This is a genomic window from Chitinophaga sp. GbtcB8 (assembly GCF_019091455.1).
GTDB lineage: Bacteria > Bacteroidota > Bacteroidia > Chitinophagales > Chitinophagaceae > Chitinophaga.
This window is the reverse complement of record NZ_JAGXJN010000005.1, coordinates 139,794-160,715: the sequence shown is the minus strand read 5'-3', so window position 1 is coordinate 160,715 and position 20,922 is coordinate 139,794. Positions and strand designations below refer to the sequence as shown.

Sequence of the window (20,922 nt, the reverse complement as noted above, 5' to 3'; positions counted from 1 at the left end):
TCTTGTTATAGGATATATGTCGTATTGTAAAGCATACAGATTAGGTATATTTTTATAATATGAAAACCATAAATTAGTACGAAATAGGATTTGTTGCTCTCATAAATCATGTCCTGTACTTTTTGAAAACCTAAACTTTCATTTAAAATAGCCAATGTGAAAAACCGGCATTAGCCATCGTACATTAATCCTGGCAGCTGCTTTAGGACAGTAGTTCTGCGCAGGGCATTTACATGGATCTTATGGACCACGTCATCTATTAACGGCTCCGCATTTCATCAATGGGGAAGACCGGCAATAGGGCAATGTATTGTCCCCGGCAGGGATCTGCCGCTTCCTTATCACTGCACATCCGGATTTTATTCATCAACGCTCCGCCGTTGGTGCCGGCCGTTTATTGCACAAAACTTCTTCTTATACATCATCAGCAAAATGCTGATACAAACACGAACCGTAACATTCACAAAAACAAATGTCATCATGCAAAAAATTAAACTACTCTTTCTCTTTGCCCTCCTGACTTTATCAGGAGCTACCTTTGCACAGGTATCCTGCTATAACATAGTAGGGTATTATCCATCCTGGGTAGCCGGTGGTAATTATTACATTAACTCACCATCAAAAGTTGATTACAGCAAGTACACGCACATCTGTTATGCATTTGCCATTCCTGGCAGCGATGGTAATATTGGCGGTGTGGACGGCGCTTCCACGCTGCGGGATCTGGTAACCCGCGGCCATGCAGCCAATGTGAAAATACTGTTGTCAATCGGCGGCTGGTTAAGCTCTTCACCCAGCAATACGCCTTTTGAAGCCATCTCCACTAATTCAACCTCCATCAACAACATGGTAAATGCCTGCGCCAACCTGGTTACGCAGTACAACCTGGATGGTATTGACCTGGATTGGGAATATCCCACTACAAAAGCAAGGTGGAATGCTTTGGCTGTCCCTTTAGGCAATCGTTTGCATAGCATGGGTAAGCTGTTCACCGCAGCGGTATCAGAAAGCGCCAATAACAATGGCAACAACTATGATAACGTAACCATGTTAGACCTGGTGAACATTATGTGTTACGGTGGCGATGCGCTGGCCAGCAGCTCCATGGCTTACTGGACCTCACGCGGCGTACCGCAGAACAAAAGAATGCTGGGTGTGCCTTTTTACAGCGCAGATAATAACAGCGCAGAGCATATCCGCAAAGCTAACCTGGCTAAAACAACCGCAGGTGGTATCATGATCTGGGATATTGCTTCTGAGTATGGCGATATCAATGCTATTTACAACACCTTAGGCAACGTATGCCAGGGTGGCGGCAATAATCCTGTGCCACAGAACCTGGCCAGCGGCAAGCCTGCCACTGCTTCCACTACAGAAGCCAATACCACTACCAGCGTAGTAGCCGCCAACGTTACAGATGGCAGCTATGGCACCCGCTGGTCATCTACATTTGCAGATTCACAATGGGTATCTGTTGACCTGGGCGCTGTATATGATATTAACCGCGTTAAAATTACCTGGGAGGCTGCTTATGCCAGCGCTTACCGTATTGAAGTATCAGCAGACGGTAGTGTATGGAACCGCGTTAAATCCGTTACCGGTAATACTTCCCTGGTGAATGACAACACCGGCTTAACTGCCAGCGGCCGTTATGTAAGGATCTTTGGCGTAACAAGGGCTACTACCTATGGCATTTCTATTTATGAGCTGGAAGTATATGGCGCAACCGCTGTTGCTCAAACGCCTTATGGTGGCACCAAATGGGCTGTTCCCGGCAAAATAGAAGCAGAGAATTATGATAATGGCGGCGAAGGTGTGGCTTATCACGACTTAACACCCACCAATATGGGCGGCCAGTACCGCACTACTGAAGCGGTGGATGTTGAAACCTGCACAGAAGGCGGTTATAACCTGGGTTATGTACAGGCGGGCGAATGGTTTGAATACACAGTGAATGTGGCCACAGCAGGCGCTTACACCCTGCAGGCCAGGGTAGCTGCCAATGCTGCCGGCAAGTCATTCCATGTTGAGCTGGATGGTCAAACCATTGGCACCATTGCCATACCCAATACCGGCGACTGGCAAACCTGGTCAACCGTTAGCGTAACCACACCGGCTTTAACCGCTGGTACCAAGGTATTGCGCATTGTGGTTGATAATGCTGAATTTAACCTTAACTGGATCAACTTCGCATTAGCAGCAGATAACATTGCCCTTAACAAAACCATCTCTGCATCTTCTGTAGAAGAAGCCGGTTTTGAAGCATCCAAAGCTTTTGATGGTGATGCTGCTACCACCCGCTGGTCATCCGCCTATACGGATAATGAATGGATAGCCGCTGACCTGGGTAGTGTACAATCTGTTTCAAGAGTGGTGCTGAAATGGGAGAATGCATATGCTACCGCTTATCGCATTGAAACCTCTACGGATAATGTAACCTGGACGGCTCAGAAAGCAGTAACCGCCGGCGCCGGTGGTACGGAAGATCTTAGCTTCCCGGCTGTTAACGCCCGTTATGTAAGAATGCAGGGGGTGCAAAGAGCTACGCCGTATGGTTATTCTATCTGGGAGTTTGAAGTGTATACAGCCGCTCCTGCACTGGCAGCCCGGAAAACAGCTGCCCTGCCTAACACGGTAACAGATGGTACGAATGGTAAATCCCAGTTCAGCTTAGGCGTTTCTCCTAACCCGGCTACCAACATCCTTACCGTGCAGTATAAAGGTGCTGCTGCACAATCCTTATTAAAGGTTTATAGCCTTACCGGCCGTGAAGTATACCAGTCAAGGCTTGGCGGCAATGCTAACCAGCTGCAGATAGATATTTCCAAATGGCCTAAAGGCATTTATATTATTTCATTAGGTAACACTACTAAGAAAGTGGTGGTAGAATAAGCAGCCTTATTCCATTGAAGTTTTATGGGCCGTCTCATTTTGAGGCGGCCTTTTTTTTGTAAAAAGCCGGTCTTTAAAACAAAAGAAATAGGCCTTTAAAACAAAACCCTCAAATCCTGCCCGTGCTACCTTTGTTGCAGTAAAAATAATACTACACTCATGGAACAGCTAACAAACACAAGCAACTATAATGGAGCCCTGCAAAAGCCCACCGGATCCGGGTTTGCAGCCACTTCAACTTCAACAGATGTTATGAAGGGAATGGACCTTACTGGCAAAACAGCCATCGTAACCGGCGGTTATGCCGGCATAGGGCTGGAAACCGTTAGCCAGCTGGCAGCAGCAGGCGCTAAGGTAATAGTGCCTGCACGCGACCGCAACAAGGCCGCAAAGAACCTGGCAGGCATAGGGCAGGTTACCATTGCAGTAATGGACCTCATGGATCCGGTATCGATCGATGCATTTGCAGCGCAATTCCTGGCCACCGGCAGCCCGCTTCATTTGCTCATTAATAATGCAGGTATTATGTGGGTACCTTTACAGCGCGATGCGCGGGGCTATGAATCGCAATTAGCCACCAATCATTTGGGCCATTTCCAGCTCACTGCCAGGCTTTGGCCTGCCCTGAAAAAGGCCCGTGGCGCAAGGGTTGTCAATGTATCGTCCTATGGGCACCAGATAGCGCCGTTCAATTTTGAGGATCCCAATTTTGAGCACCGGGAATATGAAACGTTATCAGCCTATGGACAATCTAAAACCGCCAATAATCTTTTTGCCGTGGAGCTGGATCATCGCGGGCAGGCATCTGGTGTGCGGGCCTATTCACTGCACCCCGGTTCAGTAAATGGCACTGACCTGGGAAGAGATGCGCCCATAGCGCTGTTTCAGCAAATGGGAATGTTTGATGCAGATGGAAATATATTCCCGGAAGTGGCAAAGAAGCTAAAGACCATTCCACAGGGAGCTGCCACCACCCTTTGGTGCGCTACCAGCTCGTTGTTAAAGAACATTGGCGGTGTGTATTGTGAAAATGCGGATGTGGCGGAGCCGGACCTTGGCAATATTGAGCATCAGTATAATGAGCCGTTAACCCTGCGTGGGGTAATGCCTTATTCGGTAAGTGCAGAAAATGCAAAAAAATTGTGGACATTGAGCGAGGAGCTGACCGGGCTAACGTTTACGGCAGATTGAAACCTGCCGGCATAAATGATTAGCAAGCCCTTTGTTTTTTGTAGCTTAGAGGTGGATCCGTTATGATTGATAAAACGCGTTATTTAAGCACCGACATTAAGCTGTCCTGCATAGAAGAAAAAACTTTCAGAGCAGAAGTGCAGCTGGAACATCATTCCCTGGTATGGATCATTTCAGGTGAAACAAAGATCGTGCTGGCAGACAGTACTTATATATTCAAAGCCGGCGATATCTTTTTATTTCCGCGCAACCAGCTAGCCACCAACATTAATTATGCAAAGAATGGCTTGCCCCATAAGGCCATTGCCATGCACTTTACCATAAAGCGTTTGCAGGATTTTTATGCTAAGAACAAACCTGCACCGGGCCAGGTGTACCCGCATAAGATCCGCATTTTTGATAAACATCCGCTGCTGGAAAACTGCCTGGCATCCATGCTGCCTTATTTTGATCTGAAAGTGCTGGTGCCGGAAAACCTGATCACTATAAAGATTGAAGAAGCCGTTAACATCCTTCGTTTAATTGATAAAAATATTGATGGTTTGCTGGCCAATTTTGATAAGCCGGGCAAAATAGACCTGGCCAGTTTTATGGAGCAGAACTATATGTTCAATATGACCATCGATAAATTCAGCTACCTCAGCGGGCGCAGCCTCACCACTTTTAAACGCGATTTTAAGAACCTGTACCACACAACGCCGCAAAAATGGCTTACGCAAAAGCGGCTGGAGCTGGCCCATTACCAGCTCAGCGAAAAAAAGAGAAAACCTTCCGAAGTATATGTAGAGGCGGGTTTTGAGAACCTGTCACATTTTACCTACATTTTTAAAAAGCATTTTGGTTATACACCCACTGAATTAACTGCGCAAAAGAAGAGCTGTTTATAGAGCAGACCTGGCTGCCCCACGCATAACAGCATCGTTATCAACCCCATTTTAGGTACATAACCGTGTTATTGGTTAAGCTGGCCTAAATTGTTATTTTGCATACGAACCACAAACCAGGAACCTATGAAAAAGATCGTTCTGCTTATCACCATCAGCTGTTTTGCACTGTATGCACAGGCCCAAACCAACCAGCGGGATGCCAAGAAACGCAAGCAGGGCCCCTGGGTTGAACAGGTGGAGCCTTTGCGTGGAGAGCCCGGCTACAGCTGGGAAGGTACGTATAAGACTGACCGTAAGGAAGGCATCTGGAGAAAGTATAACGTTACCGGCGATCTTATTGCTGAGGAAACCTACCATAACGGGGTGCTGGATGGCCCCTGCAAATATTTTTATGACAACGGCAAGCTCAGTGCTGCCGGTAATATGCTGGCCATGGATATTGAAGGGGAAATAGATACCGTGCTGGTAATAGATCCTGTTACCCAGGATGAATCCCGGGTAGAAGTAGTGCGCAAAGGCAACTCCGTACGCCATGGTGAATGGCGCCTGTATGATGAGGACGGGGTGATGATAAAGGAAACTTACAGCCGCGGGGAAATTGTTACCGGGGCATCAGATAACCAGCGGAAAGCCAATGCAGCGCCTTTGCCGCATGAGCTGCAGCAGGCAGCAGATAAGAAACGTAAAAAGAATTAGAAGCGCCGGAAGGCCATTTTACCGGTTTGTTGTAATAAAGGGGGAAAAAACCTACCTTTCCTTGCAGGGAGGGAACAGATATACCAGGGGTTCCACATAGCCATTTATCATACCGATTGCACGTAGAGAGTATAGAACAGAACAGTAATAATGAACAACCATCTTCCTCCCGGTACGACTTGTTATTGACCAAAATCCAGTTTGACTGCATGTTTCCACGATTGTGCTTTATAATCCTCTTCTTTGCCAGCTCAAAGATTTCTTTTGCACGCCAGTTTAATTACCGGTTTAATACCATCGGAATAGGGCAGGGGCTTTCCAGTAACCAGATGAACTGCATTTACAAAGACAAAATGGGATTCATGTGGTTTGGCACAATGAATGGGCTAAACCGGTATGATGGGTATTCCTGTAAAGTATTTCACCACAATACAGCCGATTCGCTCAGCCTCACAGATGACTACATTATTGCCATATCACCTGCGCCGGGGGATAAGCTTTTTGTACAAACCAGGAACGGGAATAACTTTTACGATCCGCGTACAGAAACTTTTACCAATGCAGCCTCCTGGCTGTATCAACGGAGCATGCCCACCTTTGGAGCGCTTTTTATTGCGGAAGCAGGCGGCGCTTATTGGTTTGCACATGCTGATTCAGGATTATACCGGGTAGACCGGCAGGGCAGCAGCCGTAAAATAAAGCTGCACCCCGGGAAAATTGCAGACATGAAAACAGATGCAGGGGGCCGGCTGGTGCTGTTGTATGATAATGGCGGCATTGAAAAAATAGACCCGGCAACCGCCCGTATCACTTACCGCTCTATAGCTGTGCGGGACCTGCTTGGCGGCAAACCAGGGATCCTGAACATGTTTAATGACGCGCAGGATGGTATCTGGGTATACTCAGCCGGCATGGGCGTAACCTACTTTAACCCCTTAACAGGGGCACTGCGCCAGCTCTCTAAAAAGAACAACATCTTGAATAACGATCTCGTACGTACGATCTCACAATATAACGACAGCCTTATCTGGATAGGAACAGATCATGGCGGCATTAACATCATCAACAAAAAAGATTTCAGCAGCACTTTTATTACGCACCGGGATGATGATAAAAGCAGCCTGGGAGAAAATGCCGTGTACTGCCTGTATAAAGATGATGTGGGCATTATGTGGGCCGGCACCTTTAAAACCGGTATCAGCTATTACGCGGAAAGCCTGGCAAGGTTTCAGCACTTTCACCGGAAGCAGCCGGGTGCAAACGGCCCGGGATATGATGATGTTAACTGTTTTGCAGAAGATAAAAAAGGCAATCTCTGGATCGGTACCAACGGGGGAGGGCTCATGTATTATGACCGCCGGGCAAACCGCTTTACCAGCTACCGGCACCAGCAGGATAATGATAACAGCATTAGCACCGATGTTGTGGTGAGCCTGTACCTGGACCGCCAGGACAAACTCTGGATCGGTTATTTTTATGGCGGCATGGATTGTTATCAAAATGGGAAGTTCACCCATTACCGGCACAATGATGCAGACCCGCATAGCCTTGCGGATAACAGCGTTTGGGAGATCTATGAAGATAGCCAGCGTAATTTATGGGTAGGCACGCTGGGCGGCGGGCTTGACCGGTTTGATCCTGAAAAGAAAGTGTTCTACCATAACAAGGTAGATATGCCTAATTCCATTCACTCCAATTTTATCTCTGCATTAGCAGAAGACCGGGGCGGCAACCTGTGGATAGGCACTGCCTACGGCATTGACCTGTTTGATAAAGCAAAGGGCGCCTTTATACACTTTTTGAGCAGTACGCATAAGCTAAGCAATGATAATGTAAATGCCATGCTCCGCGACAGCAGGGGCCTGATGTGGATTGGCACCCGGGAAGGGCTTTGTGTATTTGATGAGCAAACCCAAACCTTTAAAGCTTTTAAGGTAGCAGATGGTTTGCCGGATAATACCATTTTTTCAATCGTGGAAGATAAGGAACATTGTTTGTGGATCTGCACCGCCAATGGTCTTAGCCAAATAAGCGTGTTGAACCATCAGAACAATATCACGGTTTCCTGCCGGAATTTTGATGAGGCAGATGGCCTGCAGGGAAATGTATTTAATGATAATGCGGGGTTCCGCACCGCTTCCGGCGAGCTGGCCTTTGGCGGCGCCAATGGTTTTAATTTATTTAACCCGGCAGCTATTGGCCGGAATAATACACCGCCTGTCATTGTGTTCACCGGCCTGCAGGTATTTAATAAAGCCGTGGGCATTAATCAAAAGATCGGCAAGCATATTATTCTGAAAGAAGCCATAGCCACCACTAAGCAAATAGTGATCAGGTACAATCAAAACGACTTTTCTGTAGGTTTTGCAGCCCTGAGCTATATCAATACCGGTAAGAACAAGTATGCTTACCGGCTGGAAGGGTTTAATAAAGACTGGCTTTTCAGCGATGCCACCACCCGGCGCGCTACGTATACTAACCTGGATCCGGGCACCTATGTGCTGCATGTAAAAGCAGCCAATGAAGATGGGGTATGGAATAATGAAGGCATCCGTTTACAGATCACAATACTGCCGCCATTCTGGAAAACCCCGCTGGCTTACCTGTGTTACATTGTTTTTGCCGTTGTGGTGCTTTTCATAGCCAGGCGGCTCACCATCCGCAGGGCGCATGCACGCTTTGCACTTGCCCAGGAGCGCCTGGAAGCGCAGCGCCTGCATGACCTGGACCTTATGAAAATAAAATTCTTCACCAATGTAAGCCATGAGTTCCGCACACCCCTTTCCCTGATCCTTACACCGCTGGAAAAATTTATTAAGAATGCCGGCAGCAATGAGGAAAGAGCGCAATTAGAGCTGATACACCGCAATGGCAGGCGGGTGCTTAACCTGGTGAACCAGCTGATGGATTTCAGGAAAATGGAGGTCAATGAGCTGAAGCTGAATCCTGTGCCGGATGATATTATCCGGTTTATAGAAGAAGTATCCTATTCGTTCTCAGACCTTGCAGAAAAAAAGAACATCCGGTTTTCCTATAACAGCATCAGCCAGCGGCTGTATACCCCTTTTGATCACGACAAAATAGAGCGCATTCTCTTTAACCTGTTATCCAACGCCTTTAAGTTCACACCGGAAAACGGCCAGGTGTCTGTAGAAGTAGATGCCAGCATCAAAGGCGCAGAGGCCGTGCTGGAAATAAAAGTGCAGGATACCGGCATAGGCATACCGGAGGATAAGCTGGACAGGATCTTTGAACGGTTCTTCCAGAGCGAGATACCGGGTACGCTGGTGAACCAGGGCAGCGGCATTGGCCTGGCCATTACCCGCGAATTTATAAAAATGCATAATGGCCTTATAAAGGTGGAGAGTGAGGTAGACAAAGGCAGCTGCTTTACCATCCTTATTCCCTTCCGGATCATGGAAGACACGCAGTCGGCAATAGCCCCTGCGGCAGCAGCAGAAAGAACAGTGGAAAAAGACCGCAACATTTTTTCTACCGCCGTGGCAGAGGATAAGGCCGCCGGCACAAAGCCGGTAATACTGATCGTGGAGGACAATGAAGACTTCCGCTTTTACCTGAAAGATAACCTGAAAGAGTTTTTTGAGATAGCAGAAGCCGCAGATGGAAAGAACGGCTGGCAAAAAACACTGGCTGTTCACCCGGATCTTGTGGTGAGCGATGTAAGCATGCCGGTAATGGATGGCATTGAGCTTTGCCGTAAGATCAAGGCAGACCAGCGCACCAGGCATATCCCTGTTATTCTGCTTACGGCGCTTGTAAGTGAGGAGAACCAGCTAAAGGCGCTTGAAACAGGCGCCACAGACTACCTGGTAAAACCTTTTAATTTCGAGATCATGCTGTCGCGCATACGGAATATACTCACCCAGCAAAAAGCGCTGAAGAAAACCTTTGCCCGCCAGGTAGACATTAAAACGCATCCCTTAAAGATCGAGTCTGTTGATGACAAGTTCATTCACCAGGTGATCACCGTAGTGGAAAAGAACCTTTCCAATGCCGATTTTTCAGTGGAGGACCTGAGCCGGGAGATGTGTATGAGCCGGGTTTCCGTATACAAAAAGCTGTTTGCGCTTACCGGGAAAACGCCGGGTGAGTTTATACGCTCTACCAGGTTACAGCGGGCAGCAGAGCTGCTGGAAAAAACAAAAATGACCGTAGCGGAGGTGGCTTATGAGGTGGGCTATAACAATCCTAAATATTTTACGCGCTATTTTAAGGAAATGTTCCACATGCTGCCCTCTGTTTTTGCAGCGGAAAAAAGGAAAGAGGCCAGCCTTTAAGGCCAGGGGTTAACCAAACATACCCTTCATTTGTACAAAACATACCGGTTGCTTAACATTATATCCATATAGAGATACGTTTTACTCCCCCCAAACATAATTAACAGCCATACTTTTAGGCAGACTATCAAACCACTGGTTCCACGATGAAAATTGATTGCTATGCCTGAAATGGAGAGCCGTGCACTTCCTTTTTGCCGGCAACTATACCAAAATCCACAAATCTTGTCATTCAACCAAAATTCCGGACAGAAAATTTCCAAACCAAAACTGTTTAACTGTTTGTGTATGAGACATTCAAAAGCAAGGGTAAAGCGCTGGCACCTCCTTCTGTTACTGGGGTGCTGGGCTATTGTGCTTCCTATGGCCGGGTATTGCCAGCAAAATGGCCCCGGCAAGATCACAGGTACTGTTATTTCAAAAAAATCAGGACAGCCCATACTGGGGGCAAACCTGACAGTACGGGGTACAAAAATTATGGCATCCACCAATGGGGAGGGAAAGTTTGCCATACTGGCCCAGCCAGGTCAGGAGATTGATGCTTCTTTTATTGGCTTTGCCAAAGCGCATGTAACCGTTGGCAGCTCGCCAACAGTAACCATTGTGATGGAAGAAGATTACAGCACGCTGAATGATATAGTGGTGGTTGGCTATGGGAAAATGAAGAAAACAGATCAAAGCAGCGCCCAGGTATCTATTTCCTCTGCGGATATAAACAGAACGGTAAATACTACCATTGATCAGGCCCTGCAGGGCCGGGCTGCAGGTGTGTATGTAACCCAGAACTCCGGCCAGCCGGGTGGGGGCATTTCTGTGAATATCCGCGGGGTGAACTCCCTTACCGGTACTACTGAACCATTGTATGTGATTGATGGGGTGCAGATCCAGCCGGCCCTTGTAAGCTACGGCAATACCAGCTCCACCAACCCGCTGGCCGGTATTAACCCTGCCGACATTGAATCAATGGAAGTATTGCAAGGCCCTTCCGCCACAGCGGTTTACGGGTCCAGGGCTACCAACGGGGTGGTGCTGGTAAGCACCAAAAGGGGGAAAGCAGGGCAGGTGAAGGTTGGCTATAACTATATGTACTCCATACAGGGTAAACCCGAGGCGCTGCCAACACTGAACCTGCAGCAGTTTGCCATCATGAATAATGAAATTGCCACGCAGCTGAACCGCACGCCCAATGATGAATTTAAAAACCCATCTGTGCTGGGTGAAGGCACTAACTGGCAGGAAGCCATGTTTAAAGCCGCGCCCCTTCAAAAGCACCAGGTTACAATGAGCGGCGGGCTTACAAATACTACTTATTATATGTCGGGAGAATATTTCAACCAGGAAGGGGTAGCTATCGGCTCTAAATTTAACCGGTACTCCTTCAGGCTGAACTTAGATAACCAGGCTTTTAAATGGCTGAAGCTGAGCACCAGCCTTAACTACTATCAAACGAAAGAAAAGCTGGCCTCCACCAGTGAAGATGTGATCCGGAACGCCATCACCCTGGCGCCCAACATAGCGGTAAAAAACCCGGATGGCACCTGGGGCGGCGCCACTGAAAATGAATATGGCGGTAATGCAAAGTATGCGCCTGTAAATCCCATTGCCATTGCCAACCTTATTAATAACGATTTTAAAAAGGTAGGCGGCCTGGGTTCATTAAGTGCAGAAGTGAACCTGTTTAAAGGCCTGGTATTCCGCGGTAGCTTCAATGGTAACTTTGAGACCGGGGAAGGCGCCAAATTTACGCCCACCTACCGTTTGGGATATATCAGTAACGAAAAAGCAAGTCTTTCTTTTAATACTTCAAAGAACTACTACTGGAACCTGAACCAGCTGTTACAGTATAATACGGATATAGGCCGCCATAGCATAGGCGCTATGGTAAGCCATGAAGCGCAATCCGGCAGCTACCAGGGTTATTCCGGTACCAGGACCGGGTTTGTGAGCAATGATATTCCTTCCTTTAACCTGGGCGATGCAGAGGGGCAAACAACCGGCAGCTTTAAAGGTTCCTGGGCCATGGAGTCTTACCTGAGCCGCATCAACTACACCTATAACAGTAAATATATACTGCAGCTGGCCGGAAGGGCAGATGCTTCCTCCAACTTCGGGGCTGGCAACCGCTGGGGATATTTCCCCTCTGTATCAGCCGCATGGCGCGTAACAGAAGAACCCTTTATGAACGGGATCGATTTTATAAACGAATTAAAGCTGCGCGCAGAATGGGGTAAAACAGGTAACAATGGCAATGGCGGACAATACTCACCGCTGGGCCCTGTAACCACCCCCCTTGGCACAGGCTTCCGTACTACACAATATGGCAATTCCAATATTGAGTGGGAGGTTACCGCCACGAAGAACATTGGTTTTAACCTCAGCATTTTACAGAACCGTATACAGCTGGAAGGCGATTATTATATAAAGCATACCAAAAATCTTTTGATGTTGCTTGGCCTGCCTGCGTACATGGGCACTTCCGGGGAAGGGGCTATAGGAGCGCCGAACGTGAACATCGGCAGCCTGCAGAATAAAGGTTTTGGCATTACCCTGAATACCGTGAACATCGATAACAAGGCCGGCTTTTCCTGGAGAACTAATTTCAATATTTCCTCTTTCAGAACAAAGATCACCAAGTTAAATTCGGATAACACATTCCTTCGGAAATCTGCCTGGTATATGGATAATTTTGAAGAGCGCTCTGTAGTAGGCCAGGCGCCCTGGCTCATGTATGGCTACATCTCTGAAGGCATCTTTAAGTCGGTGGATGAGATCAATAACAGCGCCATACCCACGCAATCCGATGGCAGCAGGCTGCCCGTGCAGCAGGATGGCGGCGTTTGGGTAGGCGACCGTAAATATAAAGACCTGAATGGCGATAACGTGATTGACTCCCGGGATCAGACCTTTATTGGCAACCCCTGGCCCAAGCTCACCTTTGGCTTCACCAATGCGTTTGCCTTTAAAGGATTTGATCTGAGCATACTGATCACCGGCGCACAGGGAAATGATATTTATAATTACCTGCGTTACCAGAATTCAAATCCCAACAATATCAATCTTGGACGTAACCTGTTCAGCGAATCTTTTGGTTTTGCAAGGGTATCCAGCAGCGCCGATGGCAAAGCAACCCTCCTGAATCCCGGTACGGATATTCCTCGCATTGTAGGGTCGGATGTGAATGGCAACGCCAACCGGTTCACAGATATCTATGTGGAAGATGGCTCCTATGTAAGGATCAAGAATGTGCAGCTGGGGTATAACATACCTGCCCGTTGGCTGAGGGCCCAGAATGTTGTGAAAGCAATACGGCTGGCAGCAGGGGTGCAGAACCTGGCCACCTTTACCAAATACAAGGGTTATGACCCGGAAGTAGGCGCTTACCTGGGAAAAGAAGTGCAGGTCAGCAGCCAGTTCATAGGGGTAGATGCCGGCAGATATCCGCTTACCCGGTATTACACCTTTAACATTGGGGTGGATTTTTAATCAACTTAAATTATCAGGTCAATGAAAACGCTTACTCATAGATTAATAATTATAAACCTTGCGCTGCTGGGTATTTTAACGGGATGCAGCAAGAGCTTCCTGGAACGCCCGCCGGAAGATGCGATTGTGGATGCCAATTTTTATAAAAGTGATGATCAGATACTGGCAGGTACTGCACCGCTGTATAACATTGTGTGGTTTGCCTACAATGATAAGGCATCCCATGGCATTGGCGATGGCAGGGGCGGTAACCTGATGTCAGGCTCTTACCAGGTGGAAAATATCCGCTTGCAAACAACGGATGTTACCGGTGAGGTATATAGCTCCTGGACTTCCTTTTTCAGCGTAATAGCACAGGCTAACCTGGCCATTAACAATATAGAAAAATACGCAGGTCCGGCCGTTTCTGAAACAGTTAAAAAAGCAGGCATTGCAGAAGGCCGTTTTATGCGGGCTGTTGCCTACAGCTTCCTGGTGCAGAACTGGGGACCCGTTCCCGTTATAACCAATAATAACGCGCTGCTGAATGATACCAGCATTTCACGTAACACCGTGGAAACCGTATGGGAATTTATTATACGCGACCTGCATTATGCGGCGGATAATTTACCCAATGCACCGCTGCAGAAAGGCAGGATCACCCGCTGGTCTGCAGAAGGCATGCTGGCAAAAATGTTCCTGACCAGGGCAGGGGTAGGCACCAGTGCCGGCGCACGCCGCAAAACAGATCTTGACAGCGCAGCCTATTTTGCCCAACGAGTAATTGAGAACAGCGGCGCCAGCTTAATGAGCAACTATGAGGATCTGTACCTGATGAAGAATAATAACAACCCGGAAAGCTTATTTTCCCTGCAATGGAAGTATGACGGCGATTGGGGTACCCAGAACAGCGTACAGGCGTTCCTGGCATATGGCTCTGAGATCACAGGTTTTGCAGATGGCTGGGGCGGCGACCTGGGCGCATCGCTCGACATCATGAAAAAATATTCTCCCCTGGATAAACGGCGCAAGGCAACATTTATGTATCCTGGTGATCATTACAGCTATATTACCCAGCAGATAGATGATCCTAATAATCCCGGTAAAAAAATAACCCAGCAGCTGCAGGTGCCCTGGAACTCAGTTGGCAATGAGCGGTATAATACAAGGGCATGGGTGAAAAAGTATGTAGTAGGCCGTCCTGAGGATAATGATGGGAAAGTAACCCAGCAGCATACGGAAATGAATACCTACATGCTGCGCCTGGCCGACGTTTATCTTACCTACGCAGAAGGTCTGCTGGCTAACCAGGCCGCTACAGCTGATGCGCAGGCACTGACGTATTTTAACGCTATACGCACCCGGGCCGGCTTACCCGCCAAAACAACCATTACGCTGGATGATATTTATAATGAGCGCCGGCTGGAATTTGCCATGGAAGGGCAGGCCTGGTACGACCTGGTACGCCTGCACTATTTTGATCCGGCCAAAGCGCTTTCCATTATGAATAACCAGGATAAAGGCACTTACCGCATAGTGCCAAATGCAGCGCAGAATGCTATTCTCTGGTCCATTACCTCCGATACGCCGGCCTTTTACCCGGTAACGGAAAGCAATTTCTATCTGCCTTATCCTGCCGCTGAACTGTCAGCAGCACCGAACTTAAGGAAACCACCGGTTCCTTACCAGTTTTAACCAAGCATAAAAGCAATAATATGACACGTTATAATTCAAATATATTCAAAGGCCGGCTGCTAACGTTAATGCTTACACTGTTAGCTGGCTGCCTGCTGATAGGGGCTTGTAAAAAAGATAATGTTTCAGGACCGCCCATTATTGAAAAGGTAAGCCTGCTGGATTCTTCAAAGGTAGACAGCGCCTTCACAAAAGCGCTGCCATATACCCAGCTGCTGATCACAGGGAAAAACCTGGACGGCATTACCAATATTTTCTTTAACGAAGTGTCCGCGTACTTTAACCCTACCTATAACACCTCCACACACCTGATCGTAAACATCCCGGCAAATGCGCCTACAGAAGCAACGGATCCGAAGGTGCCTAATACCATCCGGATCGTTACCACGCATGGGCAAACCTCCTACGCATTTGTCATTGATATTCCTCCGCCGTCCATTGAAGTTGTTTCCAATGAAAATGCGCTGGCCGGGGATTCGGTAATTGTGTGGGGATCCAGCCTTTGGCTGATTGAAAAAATTATGCTGCCCGGTAACCGGGAGATCAAAGACTTTAACGCAAATGAGCAGGGCACACGCGTGGCATTTGTAATGCCCAGCCTGGGTTCGGATACAGGCCGCTTAGTGATCCAGGGCAAATATGGAACAGCTATGTCTAACGGCCCTTTAAACGATTACCAAAGCGGGGATGTGATCAGCAACCTTACCGCATCAGGGGAAGCCGGGGAGAACGGTGTTTTCAACTGGGCCTGGTGGGGCGCCAACAGAACCAACGATGCTGGCCTGTTCCCAGGCACACGCGGTTATTACCTGCAGAATATTTTTGGCGGGGTAGGGGCCAATGATGGTGGCTGGTGGAATGGTAACCGTTCAGGTAATTTCAATGATGTGCCGCTGTTCACCGCTGCAGTTATGAGCGAGCCGGCTGCCAATTATGCGCTGAAGTTTGAAATAAATACAAAAGAAGCCTGGAAGGCCGGCATTTGCATTATACGGCTGAAAGGAGATGGCGGTTATGCTTTTCGTTTTATGCCCTGGCAAAGTACTACAGACAAGGTTTTTAGTACAGATGGCCAGTGGCTGACCGTGACCATATCGATCAACGCCTTTAAAAAAGCTGACAGCGGCGTAGAAGGTACCGGCGCCAGCGCGGCTGTTATGGGCGATGTGCTGGGCGCAGGCGGCGTGGTTTCATTCGGCTACCGCTTTGTTACGGAAACTGACCCGGTAGATGTGTTTAACGCTGCCTTTGACAATTTCAGGATAGTAAAAATAAGGTAACATAAAACAGGCATTTATTTAAAACAGCAAGGTTAAACATGAGCATTTCTTCACGGCTGATACTCTTATCAGTGCTGCTGCCGGCTGCTGCCTGCAGTAAACGCACCACCGGCAGCAACAGCACTAAAACAGATACGGATACTACCACCACAAAGGTGGTTACTCCCCCGGATCCTGAAACAGAAAAGTCTATTGGTTTCTTTTTGAATGAATGGGCACCCAAAAACTTTACAGCCGGCGCTTATACGGAAACGGGGATTCCGGCTGCCGCTTCCGTTAATGTAATGCTGGATGCCTCTGCGGTGGTTACAAAAATATCACCGGCGCTGTTTGGCAACAATAGCAATCCATATATGTCGCAGATGGTTAACCAGCCCACGCTGCTCAACCATATAACCAGGCTGCATCCCGGCATTATACGTTTTCCTGGCGGCAACATCAGCAGTGTTTATTTCTGGGACCGGGCACCGGGCAACCCGCCGGCTGATGCGCCTGCAAACCTGCTGAATGCAGATGGGGTAAGCAGTGATGCAGGATACTGGTATGGCGGTAACACCGTTGACTGGACACTATCCCTCAGCAGCTATTACAGCATGCTGGCGCAAACAGGCAACCAGGGCATCATCACCGTTAACTACAGCTATGCACGTTATGGGAAATCAAATGACCCGGTGGCTGCAGCAGCGCACCTTGCCGCAGAATGGGTGCGCTACGATAACGGGCGTACGAAATACTGGGAAGTAGGCAATGAGAGCAACGGCACCTGGCAGGCCGGCTACCGGATAGACCTGTCGCAGAATAAAGACGGGCAGCCGCAGCTGATCACCGGGGAGCTGTATGGAAAGCATTTTAAAGTTTTTGCAGATTCCATGCACAAGGCGGCAGCAGCCACCGGGAAAACCATCTTTGTGGGTGCGCAGCTGCTGGAAAAACCGGCAGCAACCTGGCAAACCCCAACAGATCAAACCTGGAATACAGGCGTGCTGGCCCAGGCAGGTAACGCGGCTGATTTTTTTATTGTGCACAGCTATTATACGCCCTTTCAAACCAATTCCTCACCTGCTGAGATCCTGGCATCCGCCCATTCAGTGACGGCTGAAATGATACAGCATGTAAGCACTTCTGTGGCTAATGCCGGCGTTCCCATGAAGCCGCTGGCCTTAACGGAATGGAATATTTTTGCTACCGGCTCACAGCAAATGGTATCGCAGGTGAGCGGTATACACGCCATTATGGTACTGGGGGAATTACTGAAAAATAAATTTGGGATGGCCAGCCGCTGGGACCTTGCCAATGGCTGGGATAACGGGAATGATCATGGCCTGTTCAGCCAGGGCGAAGGGGCTTCCGGGGAGGCTAAATGGGCGCCGCGGCCGGCGTTTTATTACCTGTATTTTTTTCAGCACTGCCTGGGCGACCGCTTTATTAACTCAACGGTTTCCGGCAGTACAGATGTTGAAAGCTACGCATCCACCTTTAGCTCAGGGGAGATTGCAGTAACCCTGGTTAACAAGTCATCTGCTGCGCAGGACATTCAGCTGTCCTTTAAGAACTTTATTGCCGGCAGCCGTTACTATTGGTATGAGCTGGCAGGCGGAGCCGGTAACTTTTCAAGAAAGGTGCTGGTAAATGGCCAGGGGCCTGCCGGCGAAATTGGCGGGCCTGAAAACTATGCTGCTTTAAAACCATATTCCGCTGCAGCCGCAAATGGTGTTAGGGTTAAGGTCCCTGCCATGGGTGTAGTATGTATGGTGATTGATAAGAAATGAAGGACGGGTTAGTTTAAAAGTGCCCAGGTTGATATCTGAGCATGATAGCTATCCTTATACTCCTTAAATTAATAAGGAAGCTATAAGTTATTAAAAAAAATGCTAACGCTAAAGCAACAAGCTCTGCAGTAAAAGTTTATGCGTGAGCGTTGGCCAGTTTTACACGGGCCAGGCAGATCGTTTTGCCAGGCCCTGTTTGGAACCAATGGAATGACTAAGAGGATGTATCAGAGAGGGCGTATCGTACGCCCTCTTTTGTTTTCCTTTTTATTGAAGTGATCTTAGCTTGGCAATATCTTCATCCCTGCGGTTACCATGAATTTCAATCTTTCCAAGCGCAGTCTCAATCTCAGCAAACTCCCGGTCAGTGAGTATTACGGCTGCTGCCCCAAAATTTTCCTCCATGCGTGCCGGCTTCCGCGAACCGGGAATAGGCACAATAAAATCCTTTTTATGTAACATCCATGCCAGTGAGATCTGCGCCGGTGTAGCATGCTTTGCTGCTGCAACCTGATGCAGCAGATCCAGCAGCGGCTGGTTGGCAATCATATTATCCTTATCAAAGCGGGTGATCACTCTCCGTGCGTCCAGCCCGGTATATTGGGTTTCCGGATCAACTTTCCCGGACAAAAATCCGTTTGCTAACGGGGAAAAGGGTACGAAACCAATGCCCAGCTCCTGACACAGGGGGATCACCTCTTTTTCAGAACTGCGCTCCATGACAGAGTATTCGTTCTGTATGGCGGTCAGGGGGGTAACGGCATGCGCACGCCTTATTTCTTCTGCAGTGGCCTCTGACTGGCCCCAGCCAAGGATCTTGCCTTCTCTGATCAACTCGCCCATGCAGTATGCAATATCTTCAACCGGGATATCTTTATTCACCCTGTGCTGGTAATAGAGCTCAACATGGTCAGTACCTAATCTTTTTAAAGAACCCTCTAAGCGGCTCCTGAGCTCCTGCATTAAATGCGTGCGGGAATTGCCTTTCCAGTCTTTTTGAAATAAGAACTTTGTTGCAATAACTACCTGGCCGCGGATATCTTTTAATGCTTCACCAACCAATTGCTCATTGGCGCCCATGGCATATAGCTCAGCGGTATCAAAGAAGGTGCAGCCCAGCTCAAAGGCCTGGTGAATAAGCCGGATAGCTTCTTCTTTTTCCGGGGCAGTGCCATATCCCATGCTAAGCCCCATACAGCCATAGCCAATTGCAGATACTTCCAGTCCGTTCAATTTTCTCTTTTTCATGATGCTTGTATTTATGATAATTAATGATTGCCGTCATTGCGAGGCGCAGTGTAAAGCGATTGTGCGTGGGCGCCGAAGCAATCTTGTGCATGAATGGCGGGAGATTGCTTCAGCGTGCTGCGCACAAACCCGCGCGCTGCTTCGCAATGACGAAGCAGGGCCTCAGCGCAGTCTTCATGACCGTCAGCATCCAATTTTATGCGTACAAAGTTTCAATTAAAGAGGGCTCATTTTTGAAAGAGAATCAAACCAAAAAGTATGATTTTCAAACTTTCCTTTTCCTGAAGGATTTTGGCGTAGCGCCGGTTACCCGTTTGAAGTAGTTATTAAAATACGTGGGGTATTCAAAACCCAGGCCATAGGCAATGTCTGCAATGCTCCAGTTGCTATGCTGCAAAAGGGCTTTTGCTTCTGCGGCAATACGTTCCGCAATATGTACCGAGGTGGGTTTGCCGGTAAACCCTTTTACGGCCCGGTTAAGGTAGTTTACGTGTACAGAGAGCGCGCCGGCAAAATCCTGTGCGGTTCTTAACCTGAGCGGATCTCCGGTGCTTTCTACCGGAAATTGCCTTTCCAGTAATTCCATAAATAAATGGGTGATCCGGGTAGCTGCATTTTTTTGCTGTAACCCGTTTGGGGATGGCTGGATCTTCAATGCCTCGTGAATGATAAGCTCTACGCAGCTCCTGAGCAGCTGGTTCCTGTAATCATAATCACTACGGTGCACAGACAGCATTTCCCGGTAAAGGCTGCCCAAAAATGCCGCCTGTTCGCTGTTAACGGGGATCACAGGATTGGCGTCCGTACGGAACAGGGGGGAGCTTTGTAAGATCTCCGCGCGTTCCCTGCCTGCAATAAAAGCTTCGGTAAAAAGACAGGCATAACCTTTTTTCTCTTTGGAGCGGTGCACTACAGTATGGGGTACACGGGGATTGGCGAAGAATAAGATAGTACCGTTTATTTCGATGGTTTGATCACCGTAGGTAAGGATCATGTCGCCGGTTACCAGCACTATTTTATAATAATCCCGCCTGTTATGATTATGCAGGGTATCTACAGCCCCTGAGATCTCGTGGACCTTAAAACCTTTGGAGCTTATATCAGTCAGGTGCCGGGTAATCATCCGGCAAAATTAAGTAAATCAAACCTTAAATAAAAACGATAAAGGTTACCGGGATGCTGCATTGTAAAGTATCATTGCCTGCAGGAACAGTACCCCAGGTTCATTTCTGAAGATCTTTTTTCGGCGATTGTTTTTCTTTTTTTAATTGCGCCCGCGCCTGCTTTAAACCGGTGGCAATTGCAACGCCTTCATCAACGCCGTTTTCCAGGAGCCTATTAGCGATCTCAACAGCCTTTTTGCGTAATATCACCGGCTGATTTTTATAGGACGGCGGATAATCTCCATTATACCATGGCATAAAATATGTTTTGATATCTTGGCTTACAGCCAAATCCGGGCCACTAAAGTATCGCGCATAGTGCTGCTTTAAATAGTTAAACA

Annotated in this window: 12 protein-coding genes; 9 read left to right on the top strand and 3 right to left on the bottom strand. The window is 48.1% G+C overall.

Annotated elements, in window-relative coordinates; translation table 11 throughout:
• Window positions 1–480: 480 nt before the first annotated feature.
• From KVT36_RS08130 to KVT36_RS08090, 9 genes are all read left to right on the top strand, one after another.
• Window positions 481–2,892: a discoidin domain-containing protein gene (locus tag KVT36_RS08130; RefSeq protein WP_217602992.1), complete on the top strand. Its 2,412-nt coding sequence runs from the start codon at window positions 481–483 to the stop codon at window positions 2,890–2,892.
• Window positions 2,893–3,051: 159 nt separating this feature from the next.
• Complete coding sequence (locus tag KVT36_RS08125; protein WP_217602991.1) at window positions 3,052–4,083, top strand: SDR family NAD(P)-dependent oxidoreductase; 1,032 nt, start codon at window positions 3,052–3,054, stop codon at window positions 4,081–4,083.
• A 62-nt stretch (window positions 4,084–4,145) separates the two neighbouring features.
• Window positions 4,146–4,970, top strand: coding sequence for an AraC family transcriptional regulator (locus KVT36_RS08120; protein WP_217602990.1), 825 nt, complete (start codon window positions 4,146–4,148; stop codon window positions 4,968–4,970).
• A gap of 123 nt (window positions 4,971–5,093) precedes the next feature.
• Complete coding sequence (locus KVT36_RS08115) at window positions 5,094–5,666, top strand: toxin-antitoxin system YwqK family antitoxin (RefSeq protein WP_217602989.1); 573 nt, start codon at window positions 5,094–5,096, stop codon at window positions 5,664–5,666.
• A gap of 209 nt (window positions 5,667–5,875) precedes the next feature.
• Entirely contained in the window at window positions 5,876–9,964 is a 4,089-nt protein-coding gene (locus KVT36_RS08110; protein ID WP_217602988.1) for a two-component regulator propeller domain-containing protein, read from the top strand.
• A gap of 288 nt (window positions 9,965–10,252) precedes the next feature.
• On the top strand, window positions 10,253–13,447 hold the full coding sequence (locus KVT36_RS08105) for a TonB-dependent receptor (RefSeq protein ID WP_217602987.1): 3,195 nt from the start codon (window positions 10,253–10,255) through the stop codon (window positions 13,445–13,447).
• Between the two features lie 21 nt (window positions 13,448–13,468).
• Window positions 13,469–15,121, top strand: a complete 1,653-nt coding sequence (locus KVT36_RS08100) for a RagB/SusD family nutrient uptake outer membrane protein (protein ID WP_217602986.1) — start codon at window positions 13,469–13,471, stop codon at window positions 15,119–15,121.
• A gap of 20 nt (window positions 15,122–15,141) precedes the next feature.
• Window positions 15,142–16,401 carry a glycan-binding surface protein gene (locus KVT36_RS08095; protein ID WP_217602985.1) on the top strand — a complete coding sequence of 420 codons (1,260 nt, stop codon included), beginning with the start codon at window positions 15,142–15,144 and terminating at the stop codon, window positions 16,399–16,401.
• Between the two features lie 38 nt (window positions 16,402–16,439).
• Window positions 16,440–18,170, top strand: coding sequence for an alpha-L-arabinofuranosidase (locus KVT36_RS08090; RefSeq protein WP_217602984.1), 1,731 nt, complete (start codon window positions 16,440–16,442; stop codon window positions 18,168–18,170).
• A gap of 267 nt (window positions 18,171–18,437) precedes the next feature.
• On the opposite strand, the gene KVT36_RS08085 is transcribed toward KVT36_RS08090, so the two are convergent.
• From KVT36_RS08085 to KVT36_RS08075, 3 genes are all read right to left on the bottom strand, one after another.
• Window positions 18,438–19,418, bottom strand: a complete 981-nt coding sequence (locus tag KVT36_RS08085; RefSeq protein ID WP_217602983.1) for an aldo/keto reductase — start codon at window positions 19,416–19,418, stop codon at window positions 18,438–18,440.
• Window positions 19,419–19,683: 265 nt separating this feature from the next.
• Window positions 19,684–20,541 carry an AraC family transcriptional regulator gene (locus KVT36_RS08080; RefSeq protein WP_217602982.1) on the bottom strand — a complete coding sequence of 286 codons (858 nt, stop codon included), beginning with the start codon at window positions 20,539–20,541 and terminating at the stop codon, window positions 19,684–19,686.
• 100 nt (window positions 20,542–20,641) lie between these two features.
• Entirely contained in the window at window positions 20,642–20,839 is a 198-nt protein-coding gene (locus tag KVT36_RS08075; RefSeq protein WP_217602981.1) for a hypothetical protein, read from the bottom strand.
• Between the last annotated feature and the right edge of the window lie 83 nt (window positions 20,840–20,922).